This window comes from Serratia sp. CY47280, assembly GCF_052168655.1.
Taxonomy (GTDB): Bacteria; Pseudomonadota; Gammaproteobacteria; order Enterobacterales; family Enterobacteriaceae; genus Serratia; species Serratia bockelmannii.
Map to the genome: position 1 here is coordinate 1,853,733 of NZ_JBJNMG010000001.1, position 19,996 is coordinate 1,873,728.

The 19,996-nt window shown below is 61.3% G+C and carries 19 protein-coding genes; 9 read left to right on the plus strand and 10 right to left on the minus strand.

Annotation, left to right across the window (positions count from 1 at the left end; genetic code table 11):
- Positions 1-26: 26 nt before the first annotated feature.
- Complete coding sequence (alsS, locus tag ACJ8J4_RS09000) at positions 27-1,712, minus strand: acetolactate synthase AlsS (RefSeq protein ID WP_167324494.1); 1,686 nt, start codon at positions 1,710-1,712, stop codon at positions 27-29.
- A gap of 32 nt (positions 1,713-1,744) precedes the next feature.
- Entirely contained in the window at positions 1,745-2,524 is a 780-nt protein-coding gene (gene budA, locus ACJ8J4_RS09005) for an acetolactate decarboxylase (RefSeq protein ID WP_049205414.1), read from the minus strand.
- A gap of 450 nt (positions 2,525-2,974) precedes the next feature.
- Here budA and ACJ8J4_RS09010 point away from each other — a divergent pair, with 450 nt between their 5' ends.
- Positions 2,975-3,877, plus strand: a complete 903-nt coding sequence (locus ACJ8J4_RS09010) for a LysR family transcriptional regulator (RefSeq protein ID WP_197835683.1) — start codon at positions 2,975-2,977, stop codon at positions 3,875-3,877.
- Here ACJ8J4_RS09010 and eutC read toward each other — a convergent pair.
- The gene (gene eutC / locus ACJ8J4_RS09015; protein ID WP_164068665.1) at positions 3,856-4,647 is read right to left on the minus strand and encodes an ethanolamine ammonia-lyase subunit EutC; all 792 of its coding nucleotides are present in this window, start codon (positions 4,645-4,647) and stop codon (positions 3,856-3,858) included. The genes ACJ8J4_RS09010 and eutC overlap by 22 nt on opposite strands.
- Positions 4,644-6,029 carry an ethanolamine ammonia-lyase subunit EutB gene (locus ACJ8J4_RS09020; protein WP_164068663.1) on the minus strand — a complete coding sequence of 462 codons (1,386 nt, stop codon included), beginning with the start codon at positions 6,027-6,029 and terminating at the stop codon, positions 4,644-4,646. The genes eutC and ACJ8J4_RS09020 overlap by 4 nt, the downstream gene beginning before the upstream one ends.
- A gap of 159 nt (positions 6,030-6,188) precedes the next feature.
- Between ACJ8J4_RS09020 and ACJ8J4_RS09025 the strand changes: the two genes are divergently transcribed.
- Together ACJ8J4_RS09025 and ACJ8J4_RS09030 are read left to right on the plus strand one after the other, a co-directional pair.
- Positions 6,189-6,737: a nucleotidyltransferase family protein gene (locus ACJ8J4_RS09025; protein WP_127146826.1), complete on the plus strand. Its 549-nt coding sequence runs from the start codon at positions 6,189-6,191 to the stop codon at positions 6,735-6,737.
- A 52-nt stretch (positions 6,738-6,789) separates the two neighbouring features.
- Positions 6,790-7,257: a FlxA-like family protein gene (locus tag ACJ8J4_RS09030; protein ID WP_164068661.1), complete on the plus strand. Its 468-nt coding sequence runs from the start codon at positions 6,790-6,792 to the stop codon at positions 7,255-7,257.
- A gap of 1 nt (position 7,258) precedes the next feature.
- On the opposite strand, the gene ACJ8J4_RS09035 is transcribed toward ACJ8J4_RS09030, so the two are convergent.
- Positions 7,259-8,179: a LysR family transcriptional regulator gene (locus tag ACJ8J4_RS09035; RefSeq protein ID WP_164064337.1), complete on the minus strand. Its 921-nt coding sequence runs from the start codon at positions 8,177-8,179 to the stop codon at positions 7,259-7,261.
- A 96-nt stretch (positions 8,180-8,275) separates the two neighbouring features.
- On the opposite strand from ACJ8J4_RS09035, the gene ACJ8J4_RS09040 reads away from it, so the two are divergent.
- Positions 8,276-9,274 (plus strand): bile acid:sodium symporter family protein, encoded by a 999-nt coding sequence (locus tag ACJ8J4_RS09040; RefSeq protein WP_025303778.1) that lies wholly within the window; start codon positions 8,276-8,278, stop codon positions 9,272-9,274.
- Between the two features lie 27 nt (positions 9,275-9,301).
- Here the strand turns inward: ACJ8J4_RS09040 and ACJ8J4_RS09045 are convergent, their stop codons facing one another.
- The 3 genes from ACJ8J4_RS09045 to zipA form a co-directional block, all read right to left on the minus strand.
- On the minus strand, positions 9,302-9,517 hold the full coding sequence (locus tag ACJ8J4_RS09045) for a DUF3820 family protein (protein WP_004936441.1): 216 nt from the start codon (positions 9,515-9,517) through the stop codon (positions 9,302-9,304).
- Positions 9,517-11,538: an NAD-dependent DNA ligase LigA gene (ligA, locus tag ACJ8J4_RS09050; protein WP_025303779.1), complete on the minus strand. Its 2,022-nt coding sequence runs from the start codon at positions 11,536-11,538 to the stop codon at positions 9,517-9,519. The genes ACJ8J4_RS09045 and ligA overlap by 1 nt, the downstream gene beginning before the upstream one ends.
- Positions 11,539-11,617: 79 nt before the next feature.
- A complete protein-coding gene (zipA, locus tag ACJ8J4_RS09055; protein ID WP_043140339.1) occupies positions 11,618-12,634 on the minus strand; it encodes a cell division protein ZipA in 1,017 nt (338 codons plus the stop codon).
- A 221-nt stretch (positions 12,635-12,855) separates the two neighbouring features.
- On the opposite strand from zipA, the gene cysZ reads away from it, so the two are divergent.
- The 5 genes from cysZ (at position 12,856) to crr (ending at position 17,758) form a co-directional block, all read left to right on the plus strand.
- Positions 12,856-13,614 carry a sulfate transporter CysZ gene (cysZ, locus tag ACJ8J4_RS09060; protein ID WP_025303781.1) on the plus strand — a complete coding sequence of 253 codons (759 nt, stop codon included), beginning with the start codon at positions 12,856-12,858 and terminating at the stop codon, positions 13,612-13,614.
- 185 nt (positions 13,615-13,799) lie between these two features.
- Positions 13,800-14,768: a cysteine synthase A gene (gene cysK, locus ACJ8J4_RS09065; RefSeq protein ID WP_004936453.1), complete on the plus strand. Its 969-nt coding sequence runs from the start codon at positions 13,800-13,802 to the stop codon at positions 14,766-14,768.
- A gap of 399 nt (positions 14,769-15,167) precedes the next feature.
- Positions 15,168-15,425 (plus strand): phosphocarrier protein Hpr, encoded by a 258-nt coding sequence (ptsH, locus tag ACJ8J4_RS09070; protein ID WP_004936458.1) that lies wholly within the window; start codon positions 15,168-15,170, stop codon positions 15,423-15,425.
- 46 nt (positions 15,426-15,471) lie between these two features.
- A complete protein-coding gene (gene ptsI / locus ACJ8J4_RS09075) occupies positions 15,472-17,199 on the plus strand; it encodes a phosphoenolpyruvate-protein phosphotransferase PtsI (protein WP_025303782.1) in 1,728 nt (575 codons plus the stop codon).
- Between the two features lie 49 nt (positions 17,200-17,248).
- A complete protein-coding gene (gene crr / locus ACJ8J4_RS09080) occupies positions 17,249-17,758 on the plus strand; it encodes a PTS glucose transporter subunit IIA (protein ID WP_004936467.1) in 510 nt (169 codons plus the stop codon).
- 75 nt (positions 17,759-17,833) lie between these two features.
- Here crr and ACJ8J4_RS09085 read toward each other — a convergent pair whose 3' ends face one another.
- Both ACJ8J4_RS09085 and ACJ8J4_RS09090 read right to left on the minus strand, forming a co-directional pair.
- The gene (locus ACJ8J4_RS09085; protein ID WP_025303783.1) at positions 17,834-19,159 is read right to left on the minus strand and encodes an ATP-binding protein; all 1,326 of its coding nucleotides are present in this window, start codon (positions 19,157-19,159) and stop codon (positions 17,834-17,836) included.
- Positions 19,160-19,165: 6 nt separating this feature from the next.
- On the minus strand, positions 19,166-19,846 hold the full coding sequence (locus ACJ8J4_RS09090; RefSeq protein ID WP_025303784.1) for a response regulator transcription factor: 681 nt from the start codon (positions 19,844-19,846) through the stop codon (positions 19,166-19,168).
- Positions 19,847-19,996 lie beyond the last annotated feature (150 nt).

Genomic DNA, 19,996 nt, shown 5'->3' on the forward strand with positions numbered 1-19,996 from the left:
GGTGAAACGGCGCGAGGATGATGAAATTAAATCATCTGGCTAAAGTTCATCTGCGCCATCAGCTTATAGTTATCGGCGTAGTCGACCGGAATGGCCACCACCACCGGTCCCTGGATCGCCATCGCCTTGCGCAGCATCGGCCGCAGATCTTCCACCGACTGCACGGCGAAACCGACCGCGCCGCAGGATTCCGCATAGGCCTTGAAGTCAATGGGCCCGAACTCCACGCCGGATTTGCGCTGGTATTTGTTCACTTCCTGCATTTCCACCATGTTGTAAGCGTTATCGACCCAGATCACGTGCACGATGTTGTTTTTCAGCCGCACCGCGGTCTCCAGCTCCATGCTCGACTGCATGAAGCCGCCGTCGCCGGAGATTGACACCACCTTGTCGCCGGGGCGCACCAGCGCCGCGCCGATGGCCCACGGCAGCGCCACCCCCATGGTTTGCTGGCCGTTGGAGATCAACAGCTGGCGAGCGCGGAAGCTGTAAAGATAGCGGGCGATCCAGATGTGGAAACTGCCCATGTCCACGCACAGCGTCACGTCGTCACTGACGATGTCCTGCAGCTCCTTGACGATGCGCAGCGGGTGGATCGGCATGCCGCCGCGGCGGGCGGCGCGCTCCGCCAGTTCAGTGCGCTGGCGGCCAAGATCGGTGAGGATCAGCTCCACTTCCGGCGGCACGCAGACCGCCTCAGTGAACGCTTCGGTCATCATGTTCAGCGTAGCGCTGATGTTGCCCACCAGCTCGACGTCCGGCCGATAGCAGGTATCGATATCCGCCGGCAGCACGTCGATATGCACCAGCTTCAGCCGCCCGTGGCTGTTCCACATGCAGGGATCGTATTCGATCGGATCATAACCGACGCTCACCACCAGATCGGCCTTCTGCAGCAGCTGATCGGCCGGCTGGTTGTTGAACAGGCCGACGCGGCCGGCGAAACGGGCAAAGTGGTTGACGTCGATCACCCCCGCCGCCTGATAGGTGCCGACCACCGGCATATGGGTGCGGTACAGCAGATGGCGCACCGCCTCGCTGTTCTCCGGCCGGCTGGCCTGCAAGCCCAGCAGCAGCACCGGGCATTTGGCCTGGCGGATCAGTTTCACCGCCGCCTGAATGTCGTCTGCCGCGGCGGCCCCCATGCGCGGCAAGCGGCAGCCCGCCAGCACCGGCGCGCTGACCGGTTCATTGACGATATCCATCGGCAGGCTGACGAACGACGCCCCCGGCCGGCCGAACTCGGCGCGGCGGAAGGCGTTGGCGATCACCTCGGAAATCGCCGAACCGGCATGCACTTCGGCGCAATACTTGGTCACCGGCCGGAACATGCTGACGGTATCCATGCTCTGGTGCGTCTGCTTCAGGCTGTCGGCGCGCTTCACCGCCCCGCCGAAGGCCACTACCGCGTCCCCTTCCGAGGTGGCGGTCGCCAGCCCGGTGATCAGGTTGGAGCTGCCCGGCCCGGAGGTGACCAGCGCCACCCCGGCCTTGCCGGTCAGGCGGCCGACCGCCGCCGCCATAAAGGCCGCGTTGGCCTCATGCCGCACCACCACCGTTTCGATCGACGGCGCGTCCTCCAGCGAGTCGAACACCCGGTCGATCTTGGCGCCCGGAATACCGAAAACGTGTTTGACGCCCTGCGCTTCCAGGTTTTTCACCACCAAATCGGCGCCGCATTGCCAGTCATTGCCTGTTTTTTCCTGTGCCATGGTTCCACCTCCTAAGAAAACGATCGCCGGGGTTAGCCCTCGGCGGAACGAATCGCGCGATCCAAATCCTCTGGGCAGAGGTTGGCGCGCAAGAAATCCGCATCATGCGGTAACTGAAGATTGAGACGCGTGATGACGCCGAACTGCAAACGGCCATGATCGAGCTGGTAGTCCAGTACGTGGCCGCCGCCGCTGCGGTCGTCGGTAACGAAGTGTTCGTGATAGCCGGCCACGCCGATGCCCTGCATGTAATCCGGCGAGCGGAAGCCGACCAGCGTGCCGCGCCGCTGATGGAACGAGAAGGTCGGCTGCTCTTCTATCGCTTCCAGCATTGGGCGGTAAGGCCGTTCCTGACGCGGTACAGTGCGGGTTTCGACATGGCTGAACTCACCGTCCACCCGCACCGCGCAGAACAGGTTTGGCGAGGCGACCTGTTCGTCGATGCACTGGTGCAGCTGTGCCTTGGTGATCGGCCGGTCGAATTGCTGGCTGACGCTGGGCTGGAAAAAGGTGACGACGGCGAAGGGGGTTTTCTGTTGCAGGCCGGCCGGCCGGGCGCTGCCGTCGGCGCGCAGCTGGTGTATTTCCCGATCGAAAGCGATCAGTTCACCGTCCAGATGATTGAAGGTGCCGAGGCCGAAGTTGCCGTGTTTGAGCAACTCGGCAATGGTGGTTTCGCCCTCATAGACCCCGTCGATGAGCGCGCTCATCAGCGAGATTTGATAGATTTCGCCCTCCCCGGCGTTGATCGACTGCCTGGCAAAACCCTGCGCCAAATGGCGCGCACAGGAACACCCGTGTTTTTCGTTCATGACTAACTCCTCCACCAGCGCGGGATCGCGGTTCCGCGCGTTCAAAAGACCCACCGACGGCGGGCCAAGATGCCTCTCAGGTGCGTTCATCAGTTGGAACGATTCAGCCTGAGGCGACAAAAAAACCGGCACGGCTGGCCGGCCGATATCCAGAGTCAACAGCATGATGAGTGAAAGTAAAGGCTCACTAATCATTAATGCTGGATCGGATATCAAATTGAACGGTTAATCTGGTGTTGGAGCGACTATCAACTCCGCAGGCGGCTCGCGCAGCCTGGGAAAAACATCTGTTATTTAGTGCTAAGCGCCGCGAGGTTTATGCGTTTTCTCTCTATACGGCCGGGATAAGGCGGCGTTGAAGCCCGTCGTCAACCCGCAGCCAGAGTAGCCGCCGCGCCGCCGGCAGAGAAGCGGGTATTCATAAGAAACGCTTTTGCATATAATGCAAAAATGAATGACGCCCGCTATGTAGAACATCTGCCAATTTTTCTCGACGTGGCCCACCTGGGCAGCTTTTCCGCCGCCGCGCGCCAGCTGGGTATGGTGCCTTCTTCGCTGGTGCGCCATATCGATGCGCTGGAAAGCGCGCTCGGCGCGACGCTGTTCGTGCGCTCCACCCGCGGCCTGTTGCTGACCGACGCCGGCGAGCTGCTGCTGACACGCGCCGCCGCGCTGATGACGGACATTACCGGCCTTCGCGCCGAGCTGAACGCGCTGAACGAAACGCCGCAGGGCACGCTGCGCATCAGTTGCCTGCCGACCTTCGGCAAAACCTATGTGCTGCCGCTGCTGCCGACGCTGGCGGAACGCTACCCTCAGCTGTGGGTCGATCTCGATCTGACCGAACGCCAGACCGATCCGACCCAGGAGCGGCTGGACGCCGCCATCCGCATCGGCGAGCAGAAGGACAGCGCGCTGTACGCCAGCCGCATCGCCACCCAACGCTGGGTCATGTGCGCCAGCCCCGCCTACGTCGCCCGCTATGGCCTGCCGGCCGATCTGGAAGCGCTGCCGCAGCATCGGCTGATCGCCCGCTACCACAAGCAGCAGCCGGCCTGCTGGGCGCAGATCCTCGACGCGGCGTTGATGAACCGCTGCACCATGGCGCTGCGCTGCGACGACTTCACCGCGCAGCGTCAGGCCGCGCTGCTCGGCCTCGGCATCGCCTTTCTGCCCAACTGGGTAGTGGGGCCGGACGTGCAGCACGGGCAACTGGTGCAAATGCTGGAAGATCCGCGCCATGAGCAGCAAGGCATCTATCTGCTGCGGCCAATGGCGAAAGTGTCCGCCCGGCTGGCGGCCTTCACCACCCTGCTGCAGCAAACCATCGGTCAGCCGCCCAGCTGGGGGTAACGCGGCGTCACCCTGCCGTGCAGCGCCGGATTGTCGCTCTCGTCCTTCAACTCGATGCCGCTCAGCCGCCGCTTGAACGCCTGCTCCAGCAGCCAGGCCAGGCGGAACGCCGCCTGCGGGTAATCCAGCCCCTCGGGCCGTACGTTGGAAATACAGTTGCGCTCGGCGTCCGTTCTGCGCGCGCTCGGTCCCCAGGTCAAATAGATGCCCAGACTGTCCGGCGACGACAGCCCCGGCCGTTCGCCGATCAGCATCGCCACCGCCCGAGCCTGCAGGCATTCACCGATCTCATCCCCCAGCGCCACCCGCGCCTGATGCGCCAGCACCACCGGTGCCACGGTCAGCCCCAGCGTATCGAGATAGGGCCGCAGCGCTTGCAGCAACGGCAGCGCCTGGCGGTGCACCGCCTTGGAGGAGAGGCCGTCCGCCACCGCCAGCAGCAGATCGACGCGGCGCGGCGGTAAACCAAGCAGCAGGCTGCGGCTATCCGGCGCCAATCGCCGCCCCAGATCCGGACGGCGCAGGTAGGCGGCGCGGTCGCCAGCCTGGCTGTGCACCGCCAGCGTGGGCCAACCGGCATCGTGCAGATCCGCCGCCAGCCGCTCGCTGTCGAAAGGCTGATGCACCGCGTCGCGCGCCTGGGCATGGGCCAGGCCGAAGCGCAGCAGCTCGTCGGTCGGCAGACTGGCGCCGGTGCGCCCCAGCGCGATGCGCGCGTCGGTAAAGGCGCGCAGCGCATCCCAACTGTTGACGTGAACCGGTTTGCTCATGTCCGTTCTCCCTGCAGCGCCAGCAACAGCGGGTGATTGGCGGCGGCGTCGCGCAGCCGCCCGCGTTCGTCGGTGATGTTCATCGCCGCCAGCCAGGCGGCGAACTCCGGCGCGTGCTTCAGCCCCAGCAGCTCTCGGATATAGAGCGCGTCGTGGAACGAGGTGCTTTGGTAGTTGAGCATGATGTCATCCGCGCCCGGTACGCCGATCAGGAACGTCAACCCGGCGGCGGCCAATAGCGTCAGCAGCGTGTCCATGTCGTCCTGATCGGCTTCGGCATGGTTGGTGTAGCAGACGTCGCAACCCAGCGGCAGGCCGAGCAGCTTGCCGCAGAAGTGGTCCTCCAGCCCAGCGCGGATAATTTGTTTGCCGTCATACAGGTATTCGGGGCCGATAAACCCCACCACGGTGTTGATCAGCAGCGGTGAGAAATGGCGCGCCACCGCATAGGCACGCGCCTCACAGGTCTGCTGATCGACGCCGTGATGCGCGTTAGCCGACAGGCAACTGCCCTGCCCGGTTTCGAAGTACATCACGTTATCGCCCAACGTGCCGCGCTTGAGGCTCAGCGCCGCCTGCTGCGCCTCCGCCAGCAGCGCCAGACTGATGCCGAAACCGCGATTGGCCGCTTCGGTACCGGCGATCGACTGAAACACCAGATCCACCGGTGCGCCGCGCTCCATCAGCCGCAGCGTGTTGGTCACGTGGGTCAGCACACAGGATTGGGCGGGAATGGCGAAGCGCTGGATCACGTCGTCCAGCATGTAGTTGAGCTTTTCCAGCAGTGGCAGGCTGTCGCTGGCCGGATTGATGCCAACCACCGCGTCGCCGCTGCCGTACAGCAGGCCGTCCAGCATGCTGGCGGCGATGCCCTGCAGGCTGTCGGTCGGGTGATTGGGCTGCAGCCGCACGCTAAGGTGGCCCGGCAGGCCAATCGTATTGCGAAAGCGCGTCACTACCCGGCACTTCTTCGCCACCAGGATCAGATCCTGATTACGCATGATCTTGCTCACCGCCGCTGCCATCTCCGGCGTAATGCCGGCGGCCACCTGCGCCAGCATGGCGCTGTCGGCCTGCTCGCTCAGCAGCCAGTCGCGAAAATCGCCGACCGTGAGGTGCGAGATGGGCTCAAAAGCGGCGGCATCGTGATTATCGATAATCAGGCGCGTCACCTCGTCCTGCTCGTACGGCACCAGCGTCTGCTGCAGGAACGCCTTGAGCGGCAAATCCGCCAGCGCGATACGCGCCGCCATGCGCTCTTCGGCGCTTTGCGCCGCCACCTCCGCCAGATAATCGCCGGAACGCGCAGGCGAAGCCTTCGCCATCAGCTGACGCAGATCGCCAAAGCGATAGCCGCGTTGGCCCACCGTTGCCTGATACATAGCCCCCTCCCTTGCCCCGAGTGACGAGATAACAGCCCTGCACCAAGTGTAGTCAGTGGGAAAAGAAAATTATTTTGCACGCGATCGCCGCCATCACGCCTCTCCCCATTTCACCCGCCGTCGCTTCAGGTTACAGTAGCCGCGAAAACAGGAGGGGTGATGGATCCGCAACGGCAAATTATCGACTGGCTGCAACAAGATAACGCGCGCATGGCCGCCCTGCGCACCGTGCGCCGGCTCGGCCTGAATGACTGGTGCCTCGGCGCCGGCTTCGTACGCAACCTGGTGTGGGATCGGCGCCACGGCTATAGGGAGCCCACGCCGCTCAACGATATCGACGTGATCCACTTCGATGCGCAGCGTGCGGACGCCGAACGCGATCGCATGCTGGAGGCGCGGCTGCAACAGTGGCTGCCGCAGCCGTGGTCGGTCAAGAACCAGGCGCGCATGCACCTGCGCGGCGGCCGGGCGCCCTACCGCAACAGCGAAGAGGCCATCAGCTTCTGGACCGAAGTGGAAACGGCGATCGGCGCGCGCCTGAACGCCGACGACAGCATCACCCTGGTGGCCCCCTTCGGGCTCGCGGCGCTGTTCGACGACACCATTACCTTCAACGTGAAAAACGGCGATCGCGCGGCCTATGCCCAGCGCGTGCTCGACAAAGGCTGGCTGTTGCGCTGGCCGCGTCTGCGGCAGGTAAAGATTTAGCCGCCGCTGCCGATACCCTGATCAGCGATATACCGACTCAGGGAGAGCATCCATGTCGACCACCATCACCATGATCGTACCGATCAAAAATACCGTTCCCGGCGTCAGCAACGTCTTTAGCGCGCCGGGCCATCAGGGCGAATTGCTGATGGCCAAACCGGTCAACAACCAGCCGCAAGGCGGCAAGATGGAGAAAAACGAACGCGCCAACGGCAATGACGAACCGGTTAACCTCAATGAAAGCCGCGCTTCGGCGCGCATCAAGGCGCTGAACCGGCAGATTCAGGCGCTGCAGCAAAAGCTGGTGGAACTGAAGGACTCCAGCGCCGACCCCAAAGAGATCGAAAAGCAGAAACAGCTGATCGAAGCGCAGATCAAGATGTTGCAAGCCGAGATCGCGCGCATCCAGAAAGAAGAAATGGAAAAGCAGCAGCAGGAGCAAATGGAAAAAGCCGCGGCGCAATCCGGCGACGGCGTAAACCGCCCAACGCCGCTCAACGCGGTGGACGTCTATATCTGAGTCAATATGCCGCGTTTTCCCGCCGGCGCTGTTGCAGCAGCGCCGCCTGCTGACGCGCCACCTGCCAGATGGCCTCCGCCGCCGGCGTCAGTGAGCGGTTCTTGCGCCGCACCAGCATCAGCGCGCGGTTAATTTCCGGCACCAGCCGCCGCACCCGGAGCCGCCCCCCTTCCGGCAACGGCAGCGCCAACGCCGGGAAAATGCTGATGCCAATCCCCTCCGCCACCATCGGGAACAGCGTGGCCGGATGGCCGATTTCCTGCACCACCTGCGCCTCCACGCCCTGCTGTCTCAGCGCACTGTCGATCAGCGGCCGGCTGCCCGACGCATAATCCTGCAACACCAGGCGGCAACCGTTCAACGCCGACCAACGCACCGCCGGCTGCGCAGCGAACGGATGATCGTCGCGGCACAGCAACAGGAAAGGTTCATGCAGCACCGCTTCGCACTCCAGATCCACCGCCTGTACCGGATCGACCACGATGCCGAAATCCACCTCGGCGTTGCGCACGCTGTGCAGCACCTGCTGCTGCGCCTGATCGCGCAGCATGATGCGGATCTCCGGGTATTCACGCTCGCCGGCGGCGATGCACTGCGGCATCAGATGGGCGGAAATGGTCTGGCTCGTCGCCACCCGCACCGTGCCGCTGCGCTGTACGCCAAAGCTGCGCGCATCCAGCAACGCGGCCTGCAGCTCGTCCAGCAGCCGTTCGACCCGGTTGGCTAGCCGCAGGCCGGCGTCGGTCAACGCCACCTCACGCGTGGTGCGATCCAGCAGGCGCACGCCGACCTCCGCCTCCAGCTCTTTCACGCTGTGGCTGACCGCCGATTGCGTCAGGCCGATCGCCTCCCCGGCGCGGCTGAAGCTGCCGTGGCGGGCGATGGCGACGAACACCCGCAGCTGTTTGAGTGAGTAATTCATGTGTTTTATTCATGGATGAATTAAATAAATCAATTTTATTATTATATGCCCGCGCGGGAGAATAGCCCCATCGATTTTCTACCCGAGCGCATCGCCATGAGATTCCTGCCCGATCGTTTTACCCTGACGCTGATCGCCACCGTGCTGCTGGCGTCGTTCCTGCCGGCGCGCGGCGAGTTCGTCGGCTGGCTCAACGCCCTGACCATCGCCGCCATCGCCCTGCTGTTTTTCATGCACGGCGCCAAGCTGTCGCGCGAGGCCATCCTGGCCGGCAGCAATAACTGGCGGCTGCATCTGTGGGTGATGTTCAGCACCTTCATCATTTTCCCGGCGCTGGGGATGCTGTTCGCCTGGTGGGCGCCGATCGACGTCAGCCCCGAACTGTACGCCGGTTTCATCTACCTGTGCATTCTGCCCGCCACCGTGCAGTCGGCCATCGCCTTCACCTCGCTGGCGGGCGGCAACGTCGCGGCGGCAGTGTGCAGCGCTTCCGCCTCCAGCCTGCTCGGGATCTTCGTATCGCCGCTGCTGGTCGGCCTGTTGATGAACGTGCACGGCGATACCGGCGGCCTGCGGCAGGTCGGTTCGATCGTGCTGCAGCTGCTGGTGCCGTTTGTCGCCGGCCACCTGCTGCGACCGCTGATCGGCGGCTGGATCGAGCGCCATCGGCCGCTTATCGGTAAAACCGACCAGACCTCGATTCTGCTGGTAGTGTACGCCGCCTTCAGCGAGGCGGTGACGCACGGCATCTGGCATCAGGTGGGGATCGGTTCGCTGGCGTTTATCGTCGGCGGCAGCATCGTGCTGCTGGCGATCGTGCTGGTGGTGAACACTTACATGGCGCGTTGGCTGGGGTTCAGCAAAGCGGACGAGATCACCATCGTATTCTGCGGTTCGAAGAAGAGCCTGGCGAACGGCATTCCGATGGCCAATATCCTGTTCCCGGCGGCGACGGTGGGGATCATGGTGCTGCCGCTGATGGTGTTTCATCAGGTGCAGCTGATGACCTGCGCAGTGCTGGCCAAAAGATACCAGCGCAAGCAGCGAGCGCAACAGGCGGTGCCCAACGCCAACGCACAGGCGTCGCGCGGGTAAAAAAAAGACGGGCCTTGGCCCGTCAGTTCAGCTTTTCTTCAGCGGCTTGACCAGGTGGTCAAGCCCTTCGATTTTAATCGCCAGCGTCATCTCCATCAGCATGCCGAGCTTGCCTTTGGGGAATTCGCCCTTGCGGGCGAACCACAGCAGGTACTCTTCGGGCAGATCGATCAGCACCCGCCCTTGGTACTTGCCGAACGGCATCACTGTATTGGCGATCTCCAGCAGGTTTTCTTTTTCCATCACTCACCCAGCAAGCGGATCATCTCCGCTTCGTCGATCACGGCGATACCCAGCTCCTGCGCCTTCGCCAGCTTGGAACCGGCCGCCTCACCGGCGATCACCAGATCGGTTTTCTTCGACACGCTGCCGCTGACCTTGGCGCCCAGCGCCGTCAGGCGATCTTTGGCCTCGTCGCGCGACAGCTGGCTCAGCGAGCCGGTCAGCACCACGGTTTTGCCGGCGAACGGGCTGTCTATCTCTTCCGCCGCCACCACCACCGGCGCCGGCCAGTGGATGCCGATCTCGGCGCCCACCAGCTCGTTGATCACCTGCTGATTGAGCGCTTCATCGAGGAAATTGCGGGTGTGTTTGGCCACCACTTCGCCGACGTCCGGCACCTCTTTCAGCGCCTCGATGTCAGCGGCGAACAACTTCTCGAGCGATCCGAAATGCGCCGCCAGGTTGGCGGCGGTCGCTTCGCCGACCTCGCGAATGCCGAGCGCATACAGGAAGCGGGCGAAGGTGGTCTGTTTGGATTTCTCCAGCGCATTGACCAGGTTCTGCGCCGATTTCGGCCCCATGCGATCCAGACCGGTCAGAATGCCGGCGGACAGCCGGAACAGATCGGCCGGGTTCTTCACGTACTCCTTGTCCACCAGTTGCTCGATGATCTTGTCGCCCATGCCTTCAACGTCCAGCGCGCGGCGGGAAACGAAATGCTTCAACGCCTCTTTGCGCTGCGCGCCGCAGATAAGACCGCCGGTGCAGCGCGCCACGGCTTCGCCTTCCACGCGCTCAACGTCGGAGCCGCACACCGGGCAGTGCAGCGGGAACACCACTTCGCGCGCATCCTGCGGCCGGCGGTCTTCCAGCACCCCCACCACCTGCGGGATCACGTCGCCGGCACGGCGCACGATCACCGTATCGCCGATGCGCAGCCCCAACCGCTCAATTTCATCGGCATTGTGCAAGGTGGCATTGCTGACGGTCACCCCGGCCACCAACACCGGCTCAAGGCGGGCCACCGGCGTAATCGCGCCGGTGCGGCCAACCTGAAACTCCACTTCGCGCACCACGGTGATCTGCTCCTGGGCCGGGAATTTGAACGCCGTCGCCCAACGCGGTGCTCGCGCCACAAAGCCCAGCGTTTCCTGCAGATCGATGTCGTCAATCTTGATCACCACGCCGTCGATGTCGAAACCGAGCTGTGCGCGGTCCTGCTCGACCTGACGATAAAACGCCAGCACTTCCTCGCTGCCGGTGCGGCGCTGGGCGCGATCGCTAACCGGCAGGCCCCAGGCCTTGAACTGCATCAGGCGCTCAAAGTGGCTGCGCGGCAGCTCGCCGCCTTCCAGCAGGCCGACGCCGTAGCAGAAGAAGGTCAGCGGCCGTTTAGCGGTAATGCGCGGATCGAGCTGGCGCAGCGAACCGGCGGCGGCGTTGCGCGGATTGGCAAACACCTTGCCGTCTTTGCGCCGCGCCTCTTCGTTCATCTGTTCAAAACCGGCCTGCGGCATGAACACTTCGCCGCGCACTTCCAGCCGGCGAGGGATGTTGTCGCCGGTCAGGCGCAGCGGGATGGCGCGAATGGTACGCACGTTGGTGGTGATGTTCTCCCCGGTGGTGCCATCGCCGCGCGTCGCCGCGCGCACCAGTTCGCCGTCTTCATACAGCAGGCTGACCGCCAGGCCATCCAGCTTCAGTTCGCAGCAGAAGGTCAGCGGATCGCTGCTTTTGAGCCTGTCCTGCACGCGCTTGTAAAACGCCAGGAAACTTTCTTCGTCGAACACGTTGTCCAGCGACAGCATCGGCACTTCGTGACGCACCTGGTCGAACGCCGCAAGCGGCGCCGCGCCCACGCGCTGGGTCGGCGAATCGGCGGTGATCAGCTCCGGATGCGCGCTCTCGAGCTCGCGCAGCTCACGCATCAGGCGGTCATATTCCGCATCCGGCACTTCCGGCGCATCCAGCACATGATACTGGTATTCATGATGGCGCAATGTGGCTCGTAGTTGATTGATTTGTTGGATTATCGATTCCATGGCTCACCATCAAAGATAAAAAACCCCCGGCTAGCGGGGGCTTTGTTGTTACGGATGTTCAGTGCGCGCGGCAACCCGGTCAGGCGTTGTTTTCCAACACTTCACGGATACGCGCTTTGTAGGTTTCCAGCTTCTGCGGCGTCATCATGCGGCGCTCGTCGTCCAGCACCACGCCGCCCACGTCGTCGGCGATGCGCTGCGCCGACTGCAGCATCAGCTTGAAGTTCTGATTGGCGTCGCCGTAAGACGGCACCATCATGAACATCGACACGCCCGGCGTGGAGAAATCGGACATCATGTCAGGATCGAACGACCCCGGCTTGACCATGTTCGCCAGGCTGAACAGTACCGGGCCGCTGCCGGCCGGGCTGATATGGCGGTGGAAGATGCCCATCTCGCCAAACTGGAAGCCCGCCTGCAACACGCTCTGCAGCAGCACTTCGCCGCCGATCACGCCGCCCTGATGGGCCGCGACGTGCAGCACCAGCACGGTCTCTTTCAGCTTAGCCTGAATTGGCGCAGCCGCAGGCTGCGGTGCAGGTTCCGGCGCAGGCTTCACTTCCGGCGCTTGCTGCACAGGAGCCGGTTCGGCGTGGAATGCCGGTTCTGCCCCCTGCGGCGCCTCATGTTCATGCGGCAGATCGTCGACGCGCGGCTCACGGCGCACGGCCGGTTGCGGTTGCTGCGGTTCGGCCTGTTCTTCGTCCGGCGCGTAGTTGTTCAGCAGGATATCATCATATTCCGGCCGCTGAGACAGCGGAGGCGGCGTCTGATGGGCAGCCGGCTGAACGGCGTGGGGCGCTGGCGCAGCCGCCGGAGCGGGCTTCGGCGCGGCCACGGGTTCTTCGCGTGCGGCATCGAAATGGCCGAATGACGGCTCGTCTTGCGGGTGAGCGGCGCGTACGCGCACCTCACCGACGCCTTCTTCGAGATCGTCGATCGGAGTTTGTTCACGTTCCTTTTGGGAACGTTTGGCTGGGCGATCGCGGAAGAGCGCTGACCGTTCTTTGCGACTGGTCCACAGACCGTGCAATAACAGCGCTATTATGGCGATCGCGCCAACAACGATTAATATCAGACGCAAATCCTGCATCATTGCTATCTCTGTTGTTCCAATACATTGCCACCGCGGCAAACATTCACTCTTTAACTCTATTTGCCCGCGCACACAAGTGCAAGTCCGTGCTGAACTTTATGCCAATAAAGATGATTATACTGCCTTTTTCTGCTGGTTTTTCAGCCAACCCTACCCTAGCCAGTGGAAAATCATCCCTATATGATAATGATGCCTGTTCAGACAACGAGATAACTTAAGATATGTCCTATACGCAGCTCCCTTCCCGCTCGACCAGCGGCATTCACTATTTCGCCGAAGGCTGGCGCCTGATTTCGCGCCCGGGGATTAAACGCTATGTGGTCCTGCCGTTGCTGGTCAACGTGCTGCTGATGGGCTCCGCTTTCTGGTGGCTGTTCAGCCGGCTTGGCGATTGGATCCCGGCGATGATGAGCCACGTTCCCGACTGGCTGCAATGGTTGAGCTACCTGCTGTGGCCGCTGGCGGTCATTTCGGTGCTGCTGGTGTTCAGCTATCTATTCAGCACTATCACCAATCTGATCGCCGCGCCGTTCTGCGGCCTGCTGGCCGAGCAGCTCGAAGGCAGCCTGACCGGCAAACCGCTGCCGGACACCGGCCTGCTCGGCATCGCCAAAGATCTGCCGCGCATCATGGCGCGCGAATGGCGCAAGCTAATGTATTACCTGCCGCGCGCGCTGCTGCTGCTGGCGCTGTACTTCGTGCCCGGTATCGGCCAGACGGTGGCGCCGGTGCTGTGGTTCCTGTTCAGCGCCTGGATGCTGGCGATCCAGTATTGCGACTACCCGTTCGACAACCACAAGGTGAGCTTTGCCGACATGCGCCGCGCTTTGCGCCAGCACAAAACCGACAATCTGCAGTTCGGCGCGCTGGTCAGCCTCTTTACCATGATCCCGATCCTCAACCTGGTGATCCTGCCGGTCGCCGTCTGCGGCGCCACCGCGATGTGGGTCGATCGTTATCGCACGCAATTCGTCCGATAATCGCCGTTTTTTACCGCCGACAGCGCGGGAATTTTCGACAGGGCGCGCATTTCGCGCCCTTATCATTGTGCTTAAAACTTATTTCCTAATAACATATAGATATACCAATTCTTTACTTCCCTGCCGGTACTGTTAGCGTATGCTTTCGATGTTCCCCACATTTTCATAGAGTTAAAGGACGGGCTATGAGCAAGATATATGAAGACAACTCATTAACAATCGGCCATACGCCGCTGGTTCGTCTGAACCGTATCGGCAACGGACGCATTCTGGCCAAGGTTGAATCACGTAACCCGAGCTTCAGCGTCAAATGCCGCATCGGTGCCAATATGATTTGGGATGCGGAACAACGCGGCGTGCTGACCGCCGGCAAGGAACTGGTGGAGCCGACCAGCGGCAACACCGGCATCGCGCTGGCCTTCGTCGCCGCTGCGCGCGGTTACAAGCTGACGCTGACCATGCCGGAAACCATGAGCATCGAGCGCCGCAAGCTGCTCAAGGCGCTGGGCGCCAATCTGGTGCTGACCGAAGGGGCGAAAGGCATGAAAGGCGCCATCGCCAAAGCCGAAGAGATCGTCGCGACCGATCCGAACCGTTACCTGATCCTGCAGCAGTTCAGCAACCCGGCCAACCCGGCCATCCATGAAAAAACCACCGGCCCAGAAATCTGGGAAGACACCGATGGGGAAGTCGACGTGTTCATCTCCGGCGTCGGCACCGGCGGCACATTGACCGGCGTCAGCCGCTACATCAAGAACACCAAAGGCAAGGCCATCACCACCGTGGCGGTCGAGCCGACCGACTCGCCGGTCATCAGCCAGGCGCTGGCCGGTGAAGAGCTGAAACCGGGCCCGCACAAGATCCAGGGCATCGGCGCCGGCTTCATTCCGGGCAACCTCGATCTTGACCTGGTGGATCGCGTCGAGAAAGTCTCCAACGACGAAGCCATCAGCATGGCGCGTCGTCTGATGGACGAAGAAGGCATCCTGGCGGGCATCTCCTCCGGCGCAGCGGTCGCGGCGGCGGTGAAACTGGCCGAAGAACCGGCGTTCGCCGACAAGACTATCGTGGTCATCCTGCCCTCTTCCGGCGAACGTTATCTCAGCACCGCGCTGTTCGCCGATCTGTTCACCGAGCAGGAATTGCAGCAGTAATTCCGCAACTGCACAAATCGCTAAAAAAGCACCCTGCGGGGTGCTTTTTTGTGGACTGGATCAAACTTTATAGCAGTCCAAGATTGCTTTTGCCCGTCGCCTTTAGTATTTAACGTTGCATTATTTCGATGCGCAAAATTAATCACTCTCCGAGCACGGTCAAGGCTGAATCGATTTACTCATCTGTCGCCGACGCGGCGAATCGGGCATAATGGGGAGCGGATTGGAACGACGTCTAAAGCCGAGTTTTTTGATCTGAAGTGCCTAACGCGTCGTTTTCTGTTGCATCAACGTTCGCCCCTGTCCATAGTCAGGCGCTATAACCAGACAAGTTAAAGTCAGGCCCCTGGGCTAAACTTTAACTCCACAACATTAATCCAATAAGTTGGGGAAACATCAATGTTCCAGCAAGAAGTTACTATTACCGCTCCGAATGGTCTGCATACTCGCCCTGCCGCTCAGTTCGTTAAAGAAGCCAAAGGCTTCACGTCTGACATCACCGTGACCTCCAACGGCAAAAGCGCCAGCGCTAAAAGCCTGTTCAAACTGCAAACTCTGGGGCTGACTCAAGGGACCGTAGTGACCATCTCAGCTGAAGGTGAAGACGAGCAGAAAGCCGTTGAGCACTTGGTAAAACTGATGGCAGAGCTTGAGTAATCGGCCCGTCTTTTTAGTTAACACCAGTCAAGAGTAAGGTAGGGTTATGATTTCAGGCATTTTAGTATCACCGGGCATCGCTTTTGGTAAGGCTCTCTTGCTGAAAGAAGACGACATCGTCATCAACCGGAAAAAAATCTCTGCTGATCAAGTAGAGCAGGAAGTCTCGCGTTTTCTGGCCGGCCGCGCGAAAGCGTCCGAACAGCTGGAAGCGATCAAGACCAAAGCTGGCGAAACCTTCGGCGAAGAGAAGGAAGCTATCTTCGAAGGCCACATCATGTTGCTGGAAGACGAAGAGCTTGAGCAGGAAATCATAGCCCTAATCAAAGACGATCTGGCCTCCGCAGACGCCGCCGCCTACACCGTGATCGAAGGTCAGGCAAAAGCGTTGGAAGAGCTGGACGACGAATACCTGAAAGAACGCGCCGCCGACGTGCGCGACATCGGCAAACGCCTGCTGCAAAACATTCTGGGCATGCCGATCGTCGATCTGGGCTCCATTCAGGACGAAGTGATCCTGGTGGCCACCGATCTGACCCCGTCCGAGACCGCGCAGCTGAACCTGGACAAAGTGCTGGGCTTCATTACCGATCTCGGCGGCCGCACCTCCCACACCTCTATCATGGCGCGCTCCCTGGAGCTGCCGGCGATCGTCGGCACCAGCGACGTGACCAAGCAGGTGAAAAACGACGACTACCTGATTCTGGATGCGGTTAACAACAAAATTTACGTTAACCCGACCGCTGACGTTATCGATCAGCTGAAAGCCGCCCAGAACCAATACATCACCGAGAAAAACGATCTGGCCAAGCTGAAGGACCTGCCGGCGATTACGCTGGACGGCCATCAGGTTGAAGTCTGCGCCAACATCGGCACCGTGCGCGACGTCGCGGGTGCAGAGCGCAACGGCGCGGAAGGCGTCGGCCTGTATCGTACCGAATTCCTGTTCATGGACCGCGACTCGCTGCCGACCGAAGACGAGCAGTTCCAGGCTTATAAAGCCGTGGCGGAAGCCATGGGCTCGCAGGCCGTGATCGTCCGCACCATGGACATCGGCGGCGACAAAGACCTGCCGTACATGAACCTGCCGAAGGAAGAGAACCCGTTCCTCGGCTGGCGCGCCATCCGCATCGCGATGGACCGCCGTGAAATCCTGCACGCCCAGCTGCGCGCCATTCTGCGCGCCTCGGCGTTCGGCAAACTGCGCATCATGTTCCCGATGATCATCTCCGTGGAAGAAGTGCGCGATCTGAAAGGCGAAATCGAGACGCTGAAGGCGCAGCTGCGCGAAGAAGGCAAGGCGTTTGACGAGAGCATCGAGGTGGGCGTGATGGTGGAAACACCGGCTGCGGCGGTCATCGCTCACCACCTGGCGAAAGAAGTCGACTTCTTTAGTATTGGGACAAACGATCTAACCCAGTATACTCTGGCGGTAGATCGCGGCAACGAGCTGATTTCTCATCTCTATAACCCGATGTCCCCATCAGTACTTAGCCTGATCAAACAGGTTATTGATGCATCTCACGCAGAAGGCAAGTGGACCGGCATGTGCGGCGAACTGGCTGGCGATGAGCGTGCTACACTGTTGTTATTGGGCATGGGGCTGGATGAGTTCAGCATGAGTGCGATTTCAATCCCGCGCATCAAGAAAATTATTCGTAACACGAATTTCGAAGATGTGAAGGCGTTGGCAGCGCAGGCCTTGGCACAGCCAACGGCACAAGACCTGATGAATTGCGTCAATAAATTCATCGAAGAAAAAACGCTCTGCTAAACTTCCACGACACTGGAACGCCGCCCAATTTAATGCTTAGGAGAAGATCATGGGTTTGTTCGATAAACTGAAATCTCTGGTTTCTGATGACAAGAAAGACACGGGCACTATCGAGATCGTCGCTCCCCTTTCTGGCGAAATCGTCAATATCGAAGATGTGCCGGACGTAGTGTTCGCTGAAAAAATCGTTGGCGACGGTATCGCCATCAAACCGGCCGGTAACAAAATGGTTGCTCCGGTTGACGGCACCATCGGTAAGATTTTCGAAACCAACCATGCATTCTCTATCGAATCCGACAGCGGCATTGAGCTGTTCGTCCACTTCGGCATCGATACCGTAGAACTGAAAGGCGAAGGCTTCAAACGCATCGCCGAAGAAGGTCAGCGCGTCAAGAAAGGTGACGTGGTTATCGAGTTCAACCTGCCACTGCTGGAAGAGAAAGCCAAGTCTACCCTGACGCCGGTCGTTATCTCCAACATGGACGAGATCAAAGAGCTGATCAAACTGTCCGGCAGCGTGACCGTTGGCGAAACCCCGATCATCCGCATCAAGAAGTAAGCGCGGATGAGCAAGAAAAACGGCGCCCTCGGCGCCGTTTTTTTATCCCCTTCGTCGTATCCCAATCTCACTACGTTATGACGACCAGCGCGGGATACGCAGGGTAATGACCAGCCCCTCTCTGTCGCCGTTGCGCGCCTCAACCTGGCCACCGTGCGCCAATACCACCTTGCGGGTGATCGCCAGCCCCAGGCCGTAGCCCTTGCCCGACTGCGCCGACTTCACGCGAACGAACGGGTCGAAGATGCTCGACAGCTTCGCCTCTTCGACCCCCGGCCCCTGATCGCTGACCGCGATCTGGAACTGGTTATCGACGCGCGACAGCGCCACCGTCACCCGCTGGCCGTGGCTGGAAAAGCGCAGCGCATTGCGCACGATGTTGTCCACCGCTCGCCGCATCAGTTCCGCATTGCCCTTGACGGTGTACTCCACGTCCGACTCGGCCTGCAGCACGATATCCACGCCGGGCACCTGCGCCTCGTAGCGTGCATCGCTCACCACCGCATCCACCAGGCCGTACAGATCGAAGTACTCCTCGTCCGGCAGGCTGCTGTGTTCGGTACGCGACAACGCCAGCAGCTCGCCGATCATTTTGTCCAGCCGCCCCGACTCGTGTTCGATACGTTTGAGCGAGGCTTCGACGTTACCGGCATTCTGCCGCGCCAGGCCAATCGCCAGCTGCAGGCGCGCCAGCGGTGAACGCAGCTCGTGCGAAACGTCATGAAGTAACTGCTCGCGGGCGCTAACCAGCAGTTCCAGCCGCTCGGCCATGGTGTCGAAATCGCGCGCCACGTCGGACAGCTCGTCATGGCGGCGTCGCATGTTCGGGAACAGCCGCACCGACAGATCGCCCTGCGCCACCCGATCCAGGCCGCCGCGCAGCTGACGCATCGGCCGGGTCAGGTTCCAGGCCAGCACGGCGCTGAACAGCAAACCGCCCAGCCCGCCGACCCACAGCATCGGCGCAGGAATGTTGAAGAAGTGGGAACGCCGCTCCGGCCGATACTCTTCCCGCAGCCCGCGCACGTCATAGCTCAGCCAGTAACCTTGCCCTTCTCCGGTCTGCACCCAGGCGGAAATCGCTTTCGGCATACGACGCCCTTCAAACACCGGTTCTTCCGGCGCGGGCGGCGGCGGTTGGGTCATCGGCGTAACCGACAGCAGACGCCTGTCGTCCTCGGGCCAGTCGCGCATCAGGGCTTCCAGCGCCGGCATACCGCCGCTGCGCAACTGGGTGGCGGCGGAGGTCAGTTGCAGGCCAATGACCCGCCGCGCCATGGCGTTCTCCGGCGGCACATAACGATCGCCATAAAGAGAAAACGCCACCCACAGCGCCTGCGTCATGATGAGGAAGGTCAACCAAAAGCCGAGTAAAATTTTCCAGAACAGTCTTCCGCGCATATCAGGTTACCGGATGCGATAGCCGATGCTGCGCACCGTCTCGATGCTGAGCTTACTGCCGGCCAACGCGCTCAGCTTCTGGCGAATATTGCTGATGTGCACGTCCACGCTGCGGTCATAGGCCTCACGCGGGCGCCCCAGCCCCTTCTCGGACAGCTCGTCCTTCGACACCACGCGATCCGGCGCGCGCAGCAACAGCTCCAACAGATTGAATTCCGAAGCGGTCAGATCAAACGCCTTACCGCGCCATTCGCTGCTGCGGGTTGAAGGGTTCAACGTCAGCTCGCCGAAGCTGATAGCGGCTTCGTCGTCCGCCTCTTGCGGCCGCTCTTCGAAACGGCGCAGCACCGCGCGCAGACGCGCCACCAATTCGCGCGGGTAGCACGGTTTGGGCATGTAATCGTCGGCGCCCATCTCCAGGCCAATCACCCGATCGATGTTGTCACCTTTGGCGGTCAGCATGATGATCGGCAGCCGGCTCTTTTTACGTACGTCCCGCAGCACGTCAATGCCGCTCATGTCCGGCAGCATGATGTCGAGGATCATCGCGGTATAGTCGCCCGACAGCGCGCCCTCTACCCCCGCCTTGCCCGTCAGCACTAGCGTGGCATCGAAGCCTTCGCCGGTCAGGTATTCGCTCAGCATGGTGCCAAGCTCCAGGTCATCGTCGACCAGTAAAATTTTCATGCCTTGCTCCTTCACCGATTTTCGTTATTTTCCCGCCAATTCCGCCGGCCCGCAGCCGGTTTTACTCAATCCTTACACATCGCTCTTTGCGTCTCGCCACCGTTATTGTGGCCGCTGCCGCGCAATTTCTCTACTTCAGTCATGGCATTG